Below are 15,087 nucleotides of genomic sequence, written 5' to 3'. Positions count from 1 at the left end.
AAATAATTTAGTGTACTAGTTAAGTATTTTTCCTTTCAATGCCATCTCATAGGCTTTTGTCACCAATTTGATAAATTTGAATACAGTAAATTTTAGTTAGAGTTATATAAAAGGGTGATCATTATGAGGTTGGATTTAGATTATACATCGCCAAGTATTCAATTTACTTTTGATATAAATAAAAACAATTCCTTTGTGAAAGATAATCAAAATTTTATCAATCAATTAAGCGTTAATGATTTGAATACTTTGGATAATTTGTCTTTATTGGATATCTATTTAAGTGTAAATAATGTTGTAGAGCCACATTATCATCAAAATTCATCAGAATTAGTATATTGTATTTCTGGCAACGCAGTTGTATCGATTTTAAACCCTTATACAAAGCAACTATTAAATTTCCCAATTGCCCCTGGTCAGGTTGCAAACGTACCACAAGGCTGGTGGCATTATGAAATTGCAACTGTTGACAACACTCATTTATTAGCAATATTTAATGCACCTTCCCCTGATGTCATTTTATTCTCGGATTTAATGAAATTTACCCCTTCAAATATTGTCTCACATACTTACTGTCTTGATGAAAACCAATGGAAAATTGCAACAGCAAATTTACAACCTTCTGTATTTATAGGACCACCAAAAAACTGTAATCGACAAGTTCAAAATCAGCAAGAATTTACAAATCAGCAGAACCAAAATTATTATCAAAACGCATATTACAACCAGCATTATTATCAACAGCGTTTTTAATTGAAGATCATGGTGAGATTAGTTAGTGCAATTAAATTTTGGAGATCTGCAATTAAATCGGGGTATGTGCAATTAAATAAGCCAAAACTGCAATTAAATTTGGGAAATCTACAATTAAAAAATCATATCTGCAATTAAAAATAAGAAAACTGCAAATAAGACGAGGAATCATGTGGAATTAGATTATAAGAATCAAGAATAGTGAAGAAATAACATAAAAATAGCCATGTGAAACAATAAAAACTAAACATAATACAAATAAACTTCAAATAAGTCTTCGAATTTAGACTAGTCCGAACTGCTATCAATTATTTCACCATTTAACCAAATATGAACATGTTAAAAAACCACAAGGAAAATTTTTCCCTTGTGGTTTTCTTCTTTTGAAGTCTATTTAGAAAGACCTCTTATTGGTTTGACTATTCTTCGTCCCAAACCTTAACTTCTTGCATAACGTCGCCATTACGCATTCTTAAAACTGTATCCATACCTTCGATTACTTGACCGAAAACTGTATGTACGCCATCTAAATGTGGTTGTGGCTCGTGAACGATAAAGAATTGGCTACCACCAGTATCTTTTCCAGCATGTGCCATTGATAAAGCTCCAGCTTTGTGTTTTAATGGGTTACCAACAGTTTCACATTTAATTTTGTATCCTGGGCCACCTGTTCCGTTACCGTTTGGATCTCCACCTTGAGATACAAATCCAGGAATTACACGGTGGAAAGTTAATCCATTGTAGAAACCTTCACGGATTAATTTTTCAAAGTTTTCAACTGTACCTGGTGCATGCTCTGGGAATAATTCGATTAAGATTTGTTCACCATTTTCAAATGTTATACTTGCTTTTTTCATAATAAAAATCCTCCTTATGTATGTACAATTTCATAAGACTTAATTGTCCTATATTTTTCATTACTGAATAAACTAGTAACGCTGATATAATCATACAAAAAACAAAAAGTAATGACAAGTTTTCTAAAAGTACTATAATAGTGTTGTAAGATGTAAAATTTGGATTATTGTAAAGGGAGTGTCTCTTTGTTAAAACGAAAGTTATTAGCGTTCACCATCTCAATGGGATTAATAGCTATGCCTTTATCGGTATTTGCTGATTCTGTTCCTGGTGATACGATTGTTACTCTTGGACAAAATCTGTCTGAAACGCAAAAGAAAGCATTATTAGCTGAAATGGGTGCACCATCTGATGCTAGAATTGTGACTGTTTCGAATCAAGAGGAACATAAATATTTAGATGGTACTGTACCTAGTGCTCAAATCGGTACTCGAGCTCTTTCATCTGCTATGATTACAATCGGTGAAAAAAATACAGGCATCGTCGTTCAATCAAATAACATTTCATGGGTTACTAACTCAATGTATACAAATGCTTTAATCACGGCTGGATTAAAAGATGCAAATATTGTAATTACTGCTCCATTTGAAGTCTCTGGTACTGCTGCTTTAACTGGGATTATGAAGGCATATGAGCTGAGTTCAGGTGAAGTTATACCTGATGATGTTAAAAAAGTAGCAAATGAAGAAATGGTTAAAACTGCCCAACTTGGTGATTCAGTAGGTAATGAAAAAGCTGTACAACTTGTCACTAAAGTGAAAGAAGAGCTTGCTAAAAATCCAAACATGTCAACCGATGAATTAAAATCATTAATTGATCGATTAGCAAAGGATCTTGGTATTACACTAACTGCAGATCAAAAGGCTAGTTTGATGTCTTTATTTGAAAAAATGAAAGATTTAAATATTGATTGGGATCAAGTAGGAAACCAATTAACAAAAGCTAAAAATAAAATTTCAGATTACCTAAATTCTAAAGAAGGTCAATCTTTTATTCAAAAACTTAAAGATTTCTTCTCTGCATTATTTGATGCGATTCTTTCATTCTTTAAATAATGGAAAAACAAACCCGATTACTAAAAAAGTAACTGGGTTTGTTTCTTTTATAAAGGGATTTGTCAATTTAGAAAAAGCGAGATGAGCCTCGCATAAGTAACGAGCTGAGTACATGGGTCCGAATGTGCAAATAAACGTTGAATTTTTGCAAATAAATCGTGTGGTGCAATTAAAATCTGAAAAGCGCAATTAAATTAAACAAAACTGAAATTAAATTCCATAGAACCGCAAATAAAAATAAAATTTACCTATACTAGTATAGGTATTACAGTTTCAATATTGTACAATATAAGCAATTGATAGCTCTAATTCTTTTCTTTTTACAATAAAAACTTAATAAATCGGCTAATTTCTATAAATAAGTTCGATTTTATCTACTACAAATGAAAAGTGCTGTTGAGATACCTCCTCACTAGCCCTAGTACATATTTTAAAATTAAAATGAGGGCGTCTATTCGTCAGTTAATCTAACTCCTAAGACATCCCCTCTTTTTATTTCACAATATAAGACTTACCAGATTAAATGGTAGCATCACCAATTGTTTTTCCGCCTTTTTGTTTTTGACTTTCACTAGCTTTTGTACGGATAACTAAATGCCAGAAGGCTCTTCCATCAAATGGGATGAATGGCCAAAAATAAGGTGTATTTAAAGTATTCAAGCTTGCTAAGAAAAGTATAAATAGTGTTGAACCTATCATAAAACCTTTAACACCTAATATTGCAGTTAAAATTAATATAAAAAATTTGGCCAATTTATTTGCAAGTGCTAGCTCATAACTAGGTGTAGCATATGATCCAATCATTGACACAGCCGTATATAGGACTACTTCCGGTTGGAAAAGTCCTACATCAATTGCGACTTGTCCAATCAATACTGCTGCAATAATCCCCATTGAAGTGGAAACTGCATTTGGTGTATGTATACTTGCCATTCTCAGGAATTCAATCCCCATATCAGCAATAATTAATTGTAAATAAATTGGTATATTACTTGTTTCCTTTGGACCAATATAACTTAATGATTTTGGTAATACCTCTGGGTAATTACATAATAGTAACCAAAATGGTAATAAAAAGACTGACATAAAAATTCCTATATAACGACACCATCTTAGGAATGTTCCAACTGAAGGAGTTTGTCTGAATTCTTCTGCATGTTGCATATGGTGGTAATACGTTGCAGGCGTAATGATTACGCTCGGAGATGTATCAACGATAATACATACATGTCCTTCGAGAATGTGGTTTGCAACAACGTCAGGTCTTTCCGAATATCTAACTAAAGGAAATGGATTGTATCCTTGTTTTAAAATAAATTCCTCTAATTTCTTATCTGTCATTGTAAGTCCATCAACGTGGATACCTGTAATTCGATCCCGAACTTCTTTAACAAGTTCCGCGTGCGCTAAACCTTCTATATACGTTAAACAAACATCTGTTTTTGAACTTTCACCTACTTGAAGAATTTCATTTCTTAAATTTTCATCGCGAATTCTTCGTCTAATTAGGCCAGTATTATTTATAATGTTCTCAGTAAAGCCATCTCGTGATCCACGTACTACTCGCTCTGTATCTGGTTCTGTTGGGCCACGCCCAGGATAACTTCTAACATCGACTGCAAGTCCTTTATCTTCTCCATCAACTAATACTACAATTAAACCAGATAGTACTTTCTTAATAACATCTTCAAATGTTAAAACGATCTCTACTGATTGATGGACAATCGTATCCTCAATATTTTTAAACATTGATTTATTTTTCTCGACTTTTTCTAACCCAATTAAGTCATCTAAGAATCTTTGAATAAAGCTTGTATCCGTTAATCCGTTAACATAATATAGATTAACTTCAACTTTATTTACAAATATCACACGTTTTCCGACATCAAAACTTACTCCATAACCTATACGGTCACTTATTGTATGAGCATTTGTAACTAGTTTATTTGTGAGTTTTGTCGGCTCTTTTTTCGTAGTCATTGGAGTTCACTCCTCTCGAGGATATATTCAATTGCTTTTCTTGTAATAGGTGATCCGATTTCAATATCATCTCTTCCACCCATTTTTCCAATATCGCCGATTCCTAAAATGAAAGGAATATTTAGTTGATCTAAATTATAAACGGTGTCTCCATTTATTCTTCCGATTTCAATATCAGGTACTCCATACTTATCGACACCGTATTCAGTTAAATTCCCTTCGTTATCGATACTTACATCCACTTTTGTCCATTCTTGATGATGTGTATTTGATGCTACTGCTAGTGCAGCAATAACTTCAATATGTTTATCACTTGCTACATATTTTAAAGCTTTTTCTCCAGGACCTTCTCCCATAAAGCCACTGTCATCAAACAATACAAATACTGGTTCTTTTTGTGCTTGCATTATGATTTCAACCATTCTCTTTCCAGAGAACTTAGTGGGATTACCTTGCGATTGTGATATTGTGCATCCGCCAAATTGTTTTGCCAAATACTCAATACTCCGATGCGCATAAACATCTCCGTCGGTTACGATAATGATCCTTTTCTTTTTCATAAGTTAACCTTTTGGCTTAAAAATAAGTGCAACTATAAATGAGAATAAAATTGCTGCTGAAATTCCAGATGAAGTTAGGGAAAAGATCCCCATTCCAATACCAATAAATCCGTGATCACTTGCTTCTGCCATCGCTCCATGTAATAAGGAATGGCCAAAACTAGTAATTGGAACTGTTGCACCTGCACCAGCAAATTTTATAAGCTTATCGTAAATCCCAAACCCATCTAAAATTGAGCCAATTACTACAAATATGCACATCACATGCCCTGGTGTTAATTTTGTGAAATCAAAAAATAATTGACCAACTACACAAATTAGACCACCTACTATAAAAGCATTAACAAAATCCATCTGAACACCTCCTAACAGCTTTCGAAAACGACAGCATGTGAAATAGTTGGAATTGATTCTTTTTGTTGAATCATTGTTGGGCTTAAAAGAGCGCCGGTTGCTGCTACTAAAATTCGTTTATAAGTACCTTTATTTAACTCTTGAAATAAATGACCATATGTTACAACTGCTGAACAAGCGCATCCACTTCCTCCAGCAAAAACTTCCTGATTTTCTCGATCGTAGATTAGCAATCCACAATCATTGTATTTTCCTACCATATCATATCCTTCTTCTCTAACCAGTTGTTCGCAAATCGGTGCGCCTACAGCTGAAAGATCTCCAGTTACGATAAAATCATAATCATCAGGTGTCGTATTTGTGTCCTTAAAATGTTGTACAATTGTATAGGCTGCCGCTGGTGCCATCGCAGAACCCATGTCGAATGGATCAGTCAATCCTAAATCCTGAACTGTACCAATTGTGGCGCATTTTACTTTTATTTTGCTTTTTTTATTTGAAAGGAGAACACTTCCTGCTCCAGTTACTGTAAAAGTTGCAGAATCCGGTTTTTGTCCACCGTATTCTGTAGGATATCTATATTGCCTTTCAGCAGTAGCATTATGGCTACTTGTTGCTGCCAATGCCATTTTTGCGTACCCACTATCGATTAACTGTGCACCAAGTGCAGCTGTTTCCATTGAAGTCGAGCATGCACCAAACATACATAAAAAAGGAAGTTGCAATTCCCTTGCCATAAAGTTCGCAGTAACATTTTGATTTAGTAAATCACCTGCTAAAAATACATCGATATCCTCTACGGTTTTATTTGCTTTTTTTAGCGCAACGGAAACTGCATTTCTCATTAATGCTCTTTCTGCTAATTCCCAATTATCTTCACCACAATGAAGATCTTCATAAGCATAATCAAATTTGCCACCTAACAGTCCTAAGTTCTCTCTTGGTCCGACAGCAGTTCCAGATGCTTGAACATAAACACCATTTTGAAACTCCCAAGTTTGTTTACCGACTAAAGCCATATGTGCTCACCTCCTATAAGAATACTTTAAATGCGTATCGTATCATTCCAACGACGTATGCCGAAACAACTCCATAAACAATTACACAACCAGCTAGTTTAAACATATTTGTTGCAACCCCTAGAACGAGACCTTCACTTCTATGTTCCATAGCAGCACTTGTCATAGAGTTGGCAAAGCCTGTTACAGGAACTGCAGATCCTGCACCTGCAAATTGTCCAATTTTGTCATATATACCAAACCCTGTAAGTAAGCTAGAAATTAATACAAGTGTAGCTACTGTTGGATCACCCACATTTTTTTCTGTAAAGTTAAAATAGTTAATATAGATTTTCGTAATACACTCACCTAAAAGGCAGATAAATCCTCCAACTAAAAACGCTTTAATACAATTTTTTAATACCGGCTTTTTCGGTTGGTATGGTTTTATATTCTCTTTATAATTAGCTTTTAATTTCCCACTCATTTCATCCATCCTTTACTCTATAAAATAAATCCAATGAAATAACGATCCAAAAACTTTACCTAGTGCAATTGCCATTAATAAGTACACAATTTTCTTTTGAATGCCAATACGTTTCGCTAAGATTGGAAAAACATTTAATACTTCGGTTAACGCTGCAGCTAACATTCCAATAAAAATACCTGCTAACAGCCCAATAAAAACGGAAAAGATATTTGGCAAATTAAAAACGGTATTTCGCAAACTAATCCAGCAACCAAAAATTGCTCCCAAAATAACTGCAAACTCATAAGCTCGAATTTTTTTAATCGTTTTTGTTAACTGTGTTAGTCTCGGAATGATTCCAATAACCGATAAAAATGCTACAAAGCCCGTACCAACAGCAATACCTCCTGAAAAACCTACAAACACTATAAACAATTCTCTAATCATCGGTATTTACACTTTTGTTTGGCTTTTTATTTTCGTTGACTAACACATATTCGTCCATTGACCGTTGATACTGATACATTTCTACTTCAAGAGGACTCGGTTCTTCGTTTAATCTAGTCTTAAACCACTGATTAAAAAATAAAATCATCCCAATTCCTAGACCAAAAGAATAAGGTACTTGAAGTAATAAAGGTTTATGATTATGTTCTCCTGTAATCATGTAGTAAATTCGTTGTTGAACCTGTTGCATGCTAACATCTTCGTGGAAATAAATAATCGCTAATGAAGAACCTGTAAATAGCAAGATCCAAACGAAACAAAACAGAAAAAAACGATCCTTTGAAACTTCATTTTTAAGTTCTATTATGCACATTGTCACTCCAACGAGCTCGAACGAAATATCAGGTTCAATTTCAAGAATTAATGGTAAAAGCTCTAGAATATCAATAACTGTATGTGTACCATCCTCCTTTTTTGATTCATGTACAATGATGTTTTGAATTCGGGTTAAATCAACATTAATCCCTTGTAATCGTGCAATCTCTCCAAGATGTACACGTTTACCTACTTGTACAACGATTCGATTGAGTAATTTAATATATAACACCTTATTCATACTTTCCCCTCAGTTTCAAAGCTTTATGAATTCAATTACAACTAGTATGTGAAAACTTCCCAAAAATATAAGTACAGTAAGATTGATCTAAGTAGTTCAGTTAGTAAAAATAGGAAAATGTAGTCTTTAGCACTATCGAAAAAAAGCATCTGATAGTGTAACTTGAAGATATTGATCTTTATTTGAAACCGGAGTTACAGTATAAAAACAATAATAAAGACAAAATAAAAAAGCTGAAAAATCGTATAGTATTCCCTACGATTCTTCAGCTTTTTTAGCTCAAGTTTTTATTTAATTTTGTCTTTCATTTGTTGGAGAATCTTTTTCTCAAGTCTTGAAACTTGCACTTGAGAAATTCCTAATCGTTCAGCAACTTCTGATTGAGTTTGATCTTTATAATATCTTAAATAGACAATTAATCGCTCTCGATCATCTAGTTGTTTTATCGCTTCTTTTAATGCAAATTTTTCAAACCAATTTGTTTCATGGTTATCAGCAATTTGGTCTAACAATGTAATAGGATCACCATCATTTTCATACACCGTTTCATGTATTGATGAAGGAGCTCTACTAGCCTCTTGTGCAAGTACAACATCCTCTGGCGTAATTTCCATATGAGTAGCAATCTCGTTAATTGTAGGCATTCTTCCAAGCGTTTTACTTAATTCTTCTTTTGCTTTTCGAATCTTATTATTCGTTTCCTTTAATGAACGACTCACCTTAACCGTTCCGTCGTCTCGAATAAATCGTTGGATTTCTCCGATAATCATCGGAACAGCATATGTAGAAAATCGTACATCATAAGATAAATCAAATTTATCTACCGATTTCAATAATCCGATACAACCAATTTGAAATAAATCATCTGGTTCATATCCACGGTTAATAAAGCGCTGAACAACTGACCATACAAGTCTCATGTTGTGCCCGACGATGCTGTCTCTAGCCAATTGATCTCCAGCCTGACTACGCTTAATTAACTCTTTTAATTCATGATCCTTTAACTGCGCACGGGGTTGATCTTGCTTGACTTCTACGTCCATAGGCGATTCTCCTTAATTACTTAAAACATTGCTATTTGATAAGTACTTTTTAACCGTAATCGTTGTACCAACATTAATAGTGGATACAACTTCACATTGATCCATGAAATTCTCCATAATCGTAAATCCCATGCCGGATCTTTCTAAATCTGGTTTAGAAGTGTATAAAGGTTGCATTGCTTCATCTAAATCAGCAATACCAATACCTTCATCTCGAATTGTTAAAGTTACTGTTTGATCTTCAAGTAGAACTGAAATGAATACGATACCTTCAGGATTATTTTCATAACCATGAATAATCGCATTTGTAACAGCCTCAGATACTACCGTTTTAATTTCAGTTAATTCATCTAATGTAGGATCTAGCTGTGTAATAAATGCAGCTACAGTTACACGAGCAAATGATTCATTTTGACTTAATGCGGAAAATTGAAGGTTCATTTCATTTCGCATTATGCCACCCCCAATACATTAAGTCCATTTGACTCATCATCAGCTAAATGAACAATCTTAAATAAACCAGACATGTCGAACAACCGTTTAATTGATGGAGAAATTGAACAGACAACCATTTCTCCACCTTTATTTCGAATAACTTTATATCTACCTAAAATGACACCTAAACCAGAACTATCCATAAATGTTAAATGCTCAAGATTTAATAAAATATGTTTGATAGTCTGTGACTCTAATACCTCGTTTACTTGTAAACGTAAATCCTCAGCAGTGTGATGATCTAGTTCCCCTGCAAGTCTTACACAAAGGATTGCATTTTTCACTTCAAGTTCAATATTAAGACTCACTACAATAACCTCCTTATTTGACGGTTATTGAAAGTTTCGTTAAAACTAAACCGAATTCCTTCACGCATGACAAAACTAGTGGTAAAACGCCAAATCTTTTAGTAATACTCGAAATTAGTCGGAAAAAATCAGTTGAATCCTCCAACAGTACGCTTAAATAAATCATACCAATTAGCTTTACTTACAGATTTATTAGCTACCAAGTCTGTTTTAGATAAAACTTTACTACCTTGTTTTAATATTAATACTCCGACAACTTGCCCTTTTTTAATTGGGGCTTGAATATTTTTGTTCAGCTGAATATCTTTCGTAATTTTATTCAACTCTTGACCTTTCTTTAATACAACTGAAACTGGGCTTTTAGTTATAACATTTACACCTTTAGACTTACCTTTACTAATACTAAGCCTTTCGATATTCTCACCTTGTTTAATTAATTGCTTTACTTGATATTGATTAAATGCATAATCAAGTAAATTTGTCATTTGTGCATTTCTTTCTTTAGAAGTTGGTGCACCCATAATCACACTAACTACTCGCATGTTGTTCTTCTTAGCAGTTGCTGTTAAACAATATTTTGCTTCTGCAGTAAATCCAGTTTTCAATCCATCCGCTCCTGGATAAAAACGAACTAGTTTATTCGTATTAACTAGCCAAAATTGTTTTTCAGTATCTTTTCTCAAATAATCTTCATAAGTACCAGTAAACTTTGTGATTAATGGATATTTCAAAAGCTCTCTTCCCATGATTGCCATATCATACGCAGATGAATAATGACCAGGTGCAGGAAGCCCAGTTGGATTTTCAAAATGTGTATTTTTTAATCCTAACTGTTTTGCTTTTTTATTCATTAAAGCGACAAACGCCTCTTCTGTACCTGCAATTTTCTCTGCCATTGCGACCGATGCATCGTTTCCTGATGCGATTGCAATTCCTTTTAACATTTCTTTTACTGTCATTTCTTCACCAGGTTCTAAGAAAATTTGTGATCCACCCATTGACGCAGCATGTTCACTTGTCATTACTTTATCATCTAACCTGAGTTTTCCTTTATTGATTTCTTCCATAATAATAAGCATTGTCATAATCTTAGTCATACTTGCTGGTGGAAGCTCTTTTCTAGCGTCTTTTTCATATAAGATTTTTCCAGTATCTTGTTCAATAATTACGGAAGATAATGCACTTTTTGCCAAACTTACATCATTATTTTGTGTCTCTCTTGCATTTACTTTAGGTAGTGATAAAGAAAAGATCATAACACTACTTAAAAGAGTTAGTAATACCCTTTTCATCTATAACCCTCCATTCTTTTCATACATATTTTTTCCAAATATAAGTAGTTTAATCAACCTCAGAAGAAAATATTAGAAAGAATGGAACTATTTACATACATGAAAACATATGATATAAGTAAAGTGTATTAATCATACCCATACACTTAATACACTCCATACACTTAGAAAACATTTGAGGTGGTGATCTCTTGATAATTATTTTAGACCCAAGAAGCCATTTACCCCTTTGGGAGCAAATTGTTCTACAAACAAAAGAACAAATGCTAAGAAAGATTTTGGTAAATGGAGATAAACTTCCTTCCGTACGTGAATTAGCAACTACATTAGTGATCAATCCAAATACTGTTAGTAGAGCCTATCAAGAACTAGAGCGCACTGGAGTCATCGAAACGATAAGGGGTAAAGGAACATTTGTAATTGGTTTAACAAAAGAGACTGTTACAACAGATACCCTTTTAAAATATAAAAATAAACTTTCAAATTTATTAATTGATTGTTTAACAGATGGAGTAAAAGAGGAAGAAATAATGAATTGGGTAAAAGAGTTCTATTCTAATAAAGGAGCTGAGTAGTTTGTTGAAAATCCATCATTTAAGTAAAAAACTCGATGAACATGAAGTGTTAAAAAATCTAAACTTTCAAATAGAAAAAGGTAAAATTACAGGCTTAATCGGTAGAAATGGGGCTGGTAAAACGACACTTTTAAGGACAATCGTTGGCATTCTATCTCCAGACGAAGGCTCAATCAGTATTGATGATGAAGAGATTAACTCATCACCTAATACTAGAAGACAAATTGCATATATGAGTGATTCTACAAATTTCATTAATCAATATAGTGTGAAAGAGCTTATTACAATCTATGAAAATTCATATCCAAACTTCAATAAACACAAATTTCTAGAAGCATTAAATAAATATAAATTACCTAATACTTCTTTACGTAAATACTCAAAAGGGATGAAAACACTTATCTATTTACTATTAACCTTTTCAACAGATGCAAAATATGTCATTTTAGACGAACCAACTAACGGTTTAGATCCAGTCGTTAAACGGACAGTTTTGCAACTAATCATTGAATATGCAAGCACAAATTCAGTCGGTGTGATTATTTCATCACATCATCTCGCTGAGCTAGAAAAAATAATTGATCAATATTTATTTATTAAGGATGGACGAATTAATTCAATCTCTACAATGGAAGAAAGTACGAGTCAATTTTATAAATTACAAGTAGCATTTGCAGACGGCTTACCTAAAATATTTGAAGATGACCCGTCTATATCTGTATTCTCAAAAACTGGCAAAGTAGCAATTATCATTATTAATGGAAATAAGAACGAATATATAAAACGAATGGAAAAAGAAAATCCGCTCCTTTTAGAAGAACTTCCATTGACATTAGAGGATTTATTTTTCATAAATGATGGAGGCGACTTATATGTTTAGTAAAGCATTGTGGCTAATTAATTCCAAGCAATCTAGACTTGCACTTATTTTATTATATCTTGTCTATCTGATCATTCTTCCATTTAGCTATTACAATAACACTGACGAATTAAATCGAGCATTACTAACTAATCCTAGTAATCCGTATCTTTATATATCAGACTTTAGTATGCTAGCATTTATTTCACCGATCATTGTATTAATATTAAGTATTTTATTAATAGGGATTGGACGAAATACAGGAGGAATTGATTTCCAATTTTCGCTTCCGTACTCACCTAGAAAACTTTATTTATCAAAATGGGTATTTGGAATTGCTCATATTTTTATGGCGACTGTTGGATTAATTATTTTAACTCTATTAATCCATTACAATACGAATCTACACAAATATATTGATGCTTCATCATTTGTTACCATTTTTTCTGTCATATTCCTATTTACGATTGCTTTTTTTACAATTGGTCTATCGATTGGAACAATTACAGGTCATTATTTTTCTCAAACACTTTTCACTATTTTTACGATTTTCTCACCTAGTATTATCTATTTTAGTCTTTATTCAAACTTAAATGGTATCTTTAACTATCAATTACCTGACAAAAGCTTTGAAAAAACGATCACTAGTTGGTCTATTCCATATCAAGCAGGCCAACTATCAATTTCAAAGGATTTTAATGAAAAAATCGTTCATTATCCAACTATAGACTACGGAAATTTAACGATCATTATCCTTTATATCGTTGCATTTCTACTAATTGGTTTATTATGTTATAACAGATCTGCGAATGTCAATAACGGCAAATTATTCGTTTATAAAAAATTCGGTTTATTCGTAAACGTCTTATTTGTCTATCTTTCAGCGACATTAATCGCTTTATTAACATCTACCATTGCAAATGGAAATAACATGATTATTTACGTGATTGGATTAATAATTGGTACTGTTGTTGGCTATCTCTTCTATAAACGATTAAATAAATTTTTTGATTAATGTTTTGCAAAATCTAAATTTCTAAAAACAACAAATTAAAAAGCGCTGGTTCTAGTAAAAGAATCAGCGCTTTTTTTTATGCAATAAAGTTTAATGCAAAACGTACAAAGAATAATGCTGAAATTGCCACCATATATGGTGTGATTTCAGTTTTCTTACCTGCTGCCATTTTTACTAATGGATAAGCAATAAAACCGAATGCAATTCCGTCAATAATACTATATGTTAAAGGGATGAATGCTAAAATTAAGAAGGCTGGTATTGCCTCAGTAGGATCATCCAATTGAATATCTGTAATATGTTTAACCATTAATGAACCGATAATAATTAAAATTGGTGCAATCGCAGATGTTGGTATATATGCGATTAATGGCATAAAGAGTAAACATCCTAAAAATAAAAATCCAGTTACAACAGAAGTAAGACCTGTTCGACCACCAGAACTGATCCCTGCACTACCTTCAACAGCAATAACTGTTGGACTAGTTCCAAGTAAACCGGATAAAATAATACCAAACGCAGTTCCTTGAACAACCTTTTGTTGCTTATGCTCTTGGTTCATCATGCTTAATTGACCATGAATAATACCGATTGATTCGAATAATACAACCATCGTTAACGAAAATACTGCAATCCAAAATGGAAAACTCAACACATGAGTAAAGGTCAGTTGTCCGACAACCTCACTAGCAGATTTCATTGTAATTTTTGTTGTATCATGTGCTTTTTCAATTCCACCATGTAAAATGAATGAAATGATTGTACCTAAAATAACCGTAATTAAAAAGTTTGCAGGTACATTTTTAATAAAAAGATAAATTGCAATACCTAGCGTAATAACTGTTGCTAAAACATCCACATTTGTAAAATTTGCAATCGATACAAACGTACTTTCATTTTTTACAACAATCCCACCAGCTTGAAGTCCGATAAACGTTAAGAAAAATCCAATTCCAACTGTAATTGCACTTTTTAGAGATAATGGAATCGCAGTTGTTAATTTCTTAATTAATTTTGTGAATGATAAAATTGATAATAAGATTCCACTTACAAATACAACAGCAAGTGCTTCTTTCCAATTCATTCCCATTTCTCCAACCATTGTATAAGTAAACAATGCGTTGATGCCCATTCCTGGTACTAATACTAAAGGTGAATTACTCCATAATCCCATCATAACGCTTCCAAAGAAAGCTGACAGAATTGTGGCAATCATTGCACCTTGGAACGGTATACCTGCATCATGCAAAATTGTACTATTAACGGACAAAATATAGACAAGTGTTAGAAATGAAACTGCACCTGCAATCAACTCCGTTTTAATGGTCGTACCGCTACCTTCAAGATTAAACTGTTTGTTCAATAAATTTTTCAAAGAAATTCCTCTCTTTTAGTGTCTCCCTCTCCCAC

Annotated in this window: 18 protein-coding genes; 5 read left to right on the top strand and 13 right to left on the bottom strand. The window is 33.0% G+C overall.

What is annotated here, in order from left to right; translation table 11 throughout:
* Window positions 1-123 precede the first annotated feature (123 nt).
* Window positions 124-753, top strand: a complete 630-nt coding sequence (locus tag BM319_RS00770) for a cupin domain-containing protein (protein ID WP_069031816.1) — start codon at window positions 124-126, stop codon at window positions 751-753.
* A gap of 419 nt (window positions 754-1,172) precedes the next feature.
* Here the strand turns inward: BM319_RS00770 and BM319_RS00765 are convergent, their stop codons facing one another.
* A complete protein-coding gene (locus tag BM319_RS00765) occupies window positions 1,173-1,610 on the bottom strand; it encodes a peptidylprolyl isomerase (protein ID WP_069031815.1) in 438 nt (145 codons plus the stop codon).
* A gap of 222 nt (window positions 1,611-1,832) precedes the next feature.
* Between BM319_RS00765 and BM319_RS00760 the strand changes: the two genes are divergently transcribed.
* On the top strand, window positions 1,833-2,666 hold the full coding sequence (locus BM319_RS00760) for a DUF1002 domain-containing protein (protein ID WP_286143689.1): 834 nt from the start codon (window positions 1,833-1,835) through the stop codon (window positions 2,664-2,666).
* A 519-nt stretch (window positions 2,667-3,185) separates the two neighbouring features.
* Here the strand turns inward: BM319_RS00760 and BM319_RS00755 are convergent.
* The 11 genes from BM319_RS00755 to BM319_RS00705 all read right to left on the bottom strand — a co-directional run bounded on the left by BM319_RS00755 (window position 3,186) and on the right by BM319_RS00705 (window position 11,228).
* Window positions 3,186-4,646, bottom strand: coding sequence for a spore germination protein (locus BM319_RS00755; protein ID WP_069031814.1), 1,461 nt, complete (start codon window positions 4,644-4,646; stop codon window positions 3,186-3,188).
* Window positions 4,643-5,206, bottom strand: a complete 564-nt coding sequence (gene spoVAEA, locus BM319_RS00750; protein ID WP_069031813.1) for a stage V sporulation protein SpoVABEA — start codon at window positions 5,204-5,206, stop codon at window positions 4,643-4,645. Before spoVAEA ends, BM319_RS00755 begins: the two co-directional genes overlap by 4 nt.
* Before the next feature lie 3 nt (window positions 5,207-5,209).
* A complete protein-coding gene (gene spoVAE / locus BM319_RS00745) occupies window positions 5,210-5,560 on the bottom strand; it encodes a stage V sporulation protein AE (protein ID WP_069031812.1) in 351 nt (116 codons plus the stop codon).
* An 11-nt stretch (window positions 5,561-5,571) separates the two neighbouring features.
* A complete protein-coding gene (gene spoVAD, locus BM319_RS00740; RefSeq protein ID WP_091021070.1) occupies window positions 5,572-6,579 on the bottom strand; it encodes a stage V sporulation protein AD in 1,008 nt (335 codons plus the stop codon).
* A 13-nt stretch (window positions 6,580-6,592) separates the two neighbouring features.
* Window positions 6,593-7,045, bottom strand: a complete 453-nt coding sequence (gene spoVAC, locus BM319_RS00735; RefSeq protein ID WP_069031810.1) for a stage V sporulation protein AC — start codon at window positions 7,043-7,045, stop codon at window positions 6,593-6,595.
* A gap of 12 nt (window positions 7,046-7,057) precedes the next feature.
* The gene (locus BM319_RS00730) at window positions 7,058-7,474 is read right to left on the bottom strand and encodes a stage V sporulation protein AB (protein ID WP_069031809.1); all 417 of its coding nucleotides are present in this window, start codon (window positions 7,472-7,474) and stop codon (window positions 7,058-7,060) included.
* Window positions 7,467-8,090: a stage V sporulation protein AA gene (locus BM319_RS00725; RefSeq protein WP_069031808.1), complete on the bottom strand. Its 624-nt coding sequence runs from the start codon at window positions 8,088-8,090 to the stop codon at window positions 7,467-7,469. Before BM319_RS00725 ends, BM319_RS00730 begins: the two co-directional genes overlap by 8 nt.
* A gap of 287 nt (window positions 8,091-8,377) precedes the next feature.
* Entirely contained in the window at window positions 8,378-9,133 is a 756-nt protein-coding gene (gene sigF, locus BM319_RS00720; RefSeq protein WP_056466881.1) for an RNA polymerase sporulation sigma factor SigF, read from the bottom strand.
* 12 nt (window positions 9,134-9,145) lie between these two features.
* Complete coding sequence (gene spoIIAB / locus BM319_RS00715) at window positions 9,146-9,586, bottom strand: anti-sigma F factor (protein ID WP_025672021.1); 441 nt, start codon at window positions 9,584-9,586, stop codon at window positions 9,146-9,148.
* A complete protein-coding gene (spoIIAA, locus tag BM319_RS00710) occupies window positions 9,586-9,936 on the bottom strand; it encodes an anti-sigma F factor antagonist (RefSeq protein ID WP_069031806.1) in 351 nt (116 codons plus the stop codon). The genes spoIIAB and spoIIAA overlap by 1 nt, the downstream gene beginning before the upstream one ends.
* Before the next feature lie 128 nt (window positions 9,937-10,064).
* Window positions 10,065-11,228: a D-alanyl-D-alanine carboxypeptidase family protein gene (locus tag BM319_RS00705; protein ID WP_091021069.1), complete on the bottom strand. Its 1,164-nt coding sequence runs from the start codon at window positions 11,226-11,228 to the stop codon at window positions 10,065-10,067.
* Window positions 11,229-11,419: 191 nt separating this feature from the next.
* Between BM319_RS00705 and BM319_RS00700 the strand changes: the two genes are divergently transcribed.
* Genes BM319_RS00700 through BM319_RS00690 form a run of 3 tightly spaced genes read left to right on the top strand, consistent with a single transcriptional unit; the run spans window position 11,420 to window position 13,677 of the window.
* Entirely contained in the window at window positions 11,420-11,803 is a 384-nt protein-coding gene (locus BM319_RS00700; protein WP_069031804.1) for a GntR family transcriptional regulator, read from the top strand.
* 1 nt (window position 11,804) lies between these two features.
* Window positions 11,805-12,683, top strand: coding sequence for an ABC transporter ATP-binding protein (locus BM319_RS00695; protein ID WP_175495530.1), 879 nt, complete (start codon window positions 11,805-11,807; stop codon window positions 12,681-12,683).
* A complete protein-coding gene (locus tag BM319_RS00690) occupies window positions 12,676-13,677 on the top strand; it encodes an ABC transporter permease subunit (protein WP_175495529.1) in 1,002 nt (333 codons plus the stop codon). The genes BM319_RS00695 and BM319_RS00690 overlap by 8 nt, the downstream gene beginning before the upstream one ends.
* Before the next feature lie 76 nt (window positions 13,678-13,753).
* Here BM319_RS00690 and BM319_RS00685 read toward each other — a convergent pair whose 3' ends face one another.
* Window positions 13,754-15,052 carry an NCS2 family permease gene (locus tag BM319_RS00685; protein ID WP_069031801.1) on the bottom strand — a complete coding sequence of 433 codons (1,299 nt, stop codon included), beginning with the start codon at window positions 15,050-15,052 and terminating at the stop codon, window positions 13,754-13,756.
* Window positions 15,053-15,087: the final 35 nt, after the last annotated feature.

The sequence above is a fragment of the Bacillus sp. UNCCL81 genome, assembly GCF_900112535.1.
Lineage (GTDB): Bacteria > Bacillota > Bacilli > Bacillales > Bacillaceae_G > Gottfriedia > Gottfriedia luciferensis_B.
Note: the sequence above shows the minus strand (reverse complement) of the source record. Positions and strands in the feature narration are given on the sequence as shown.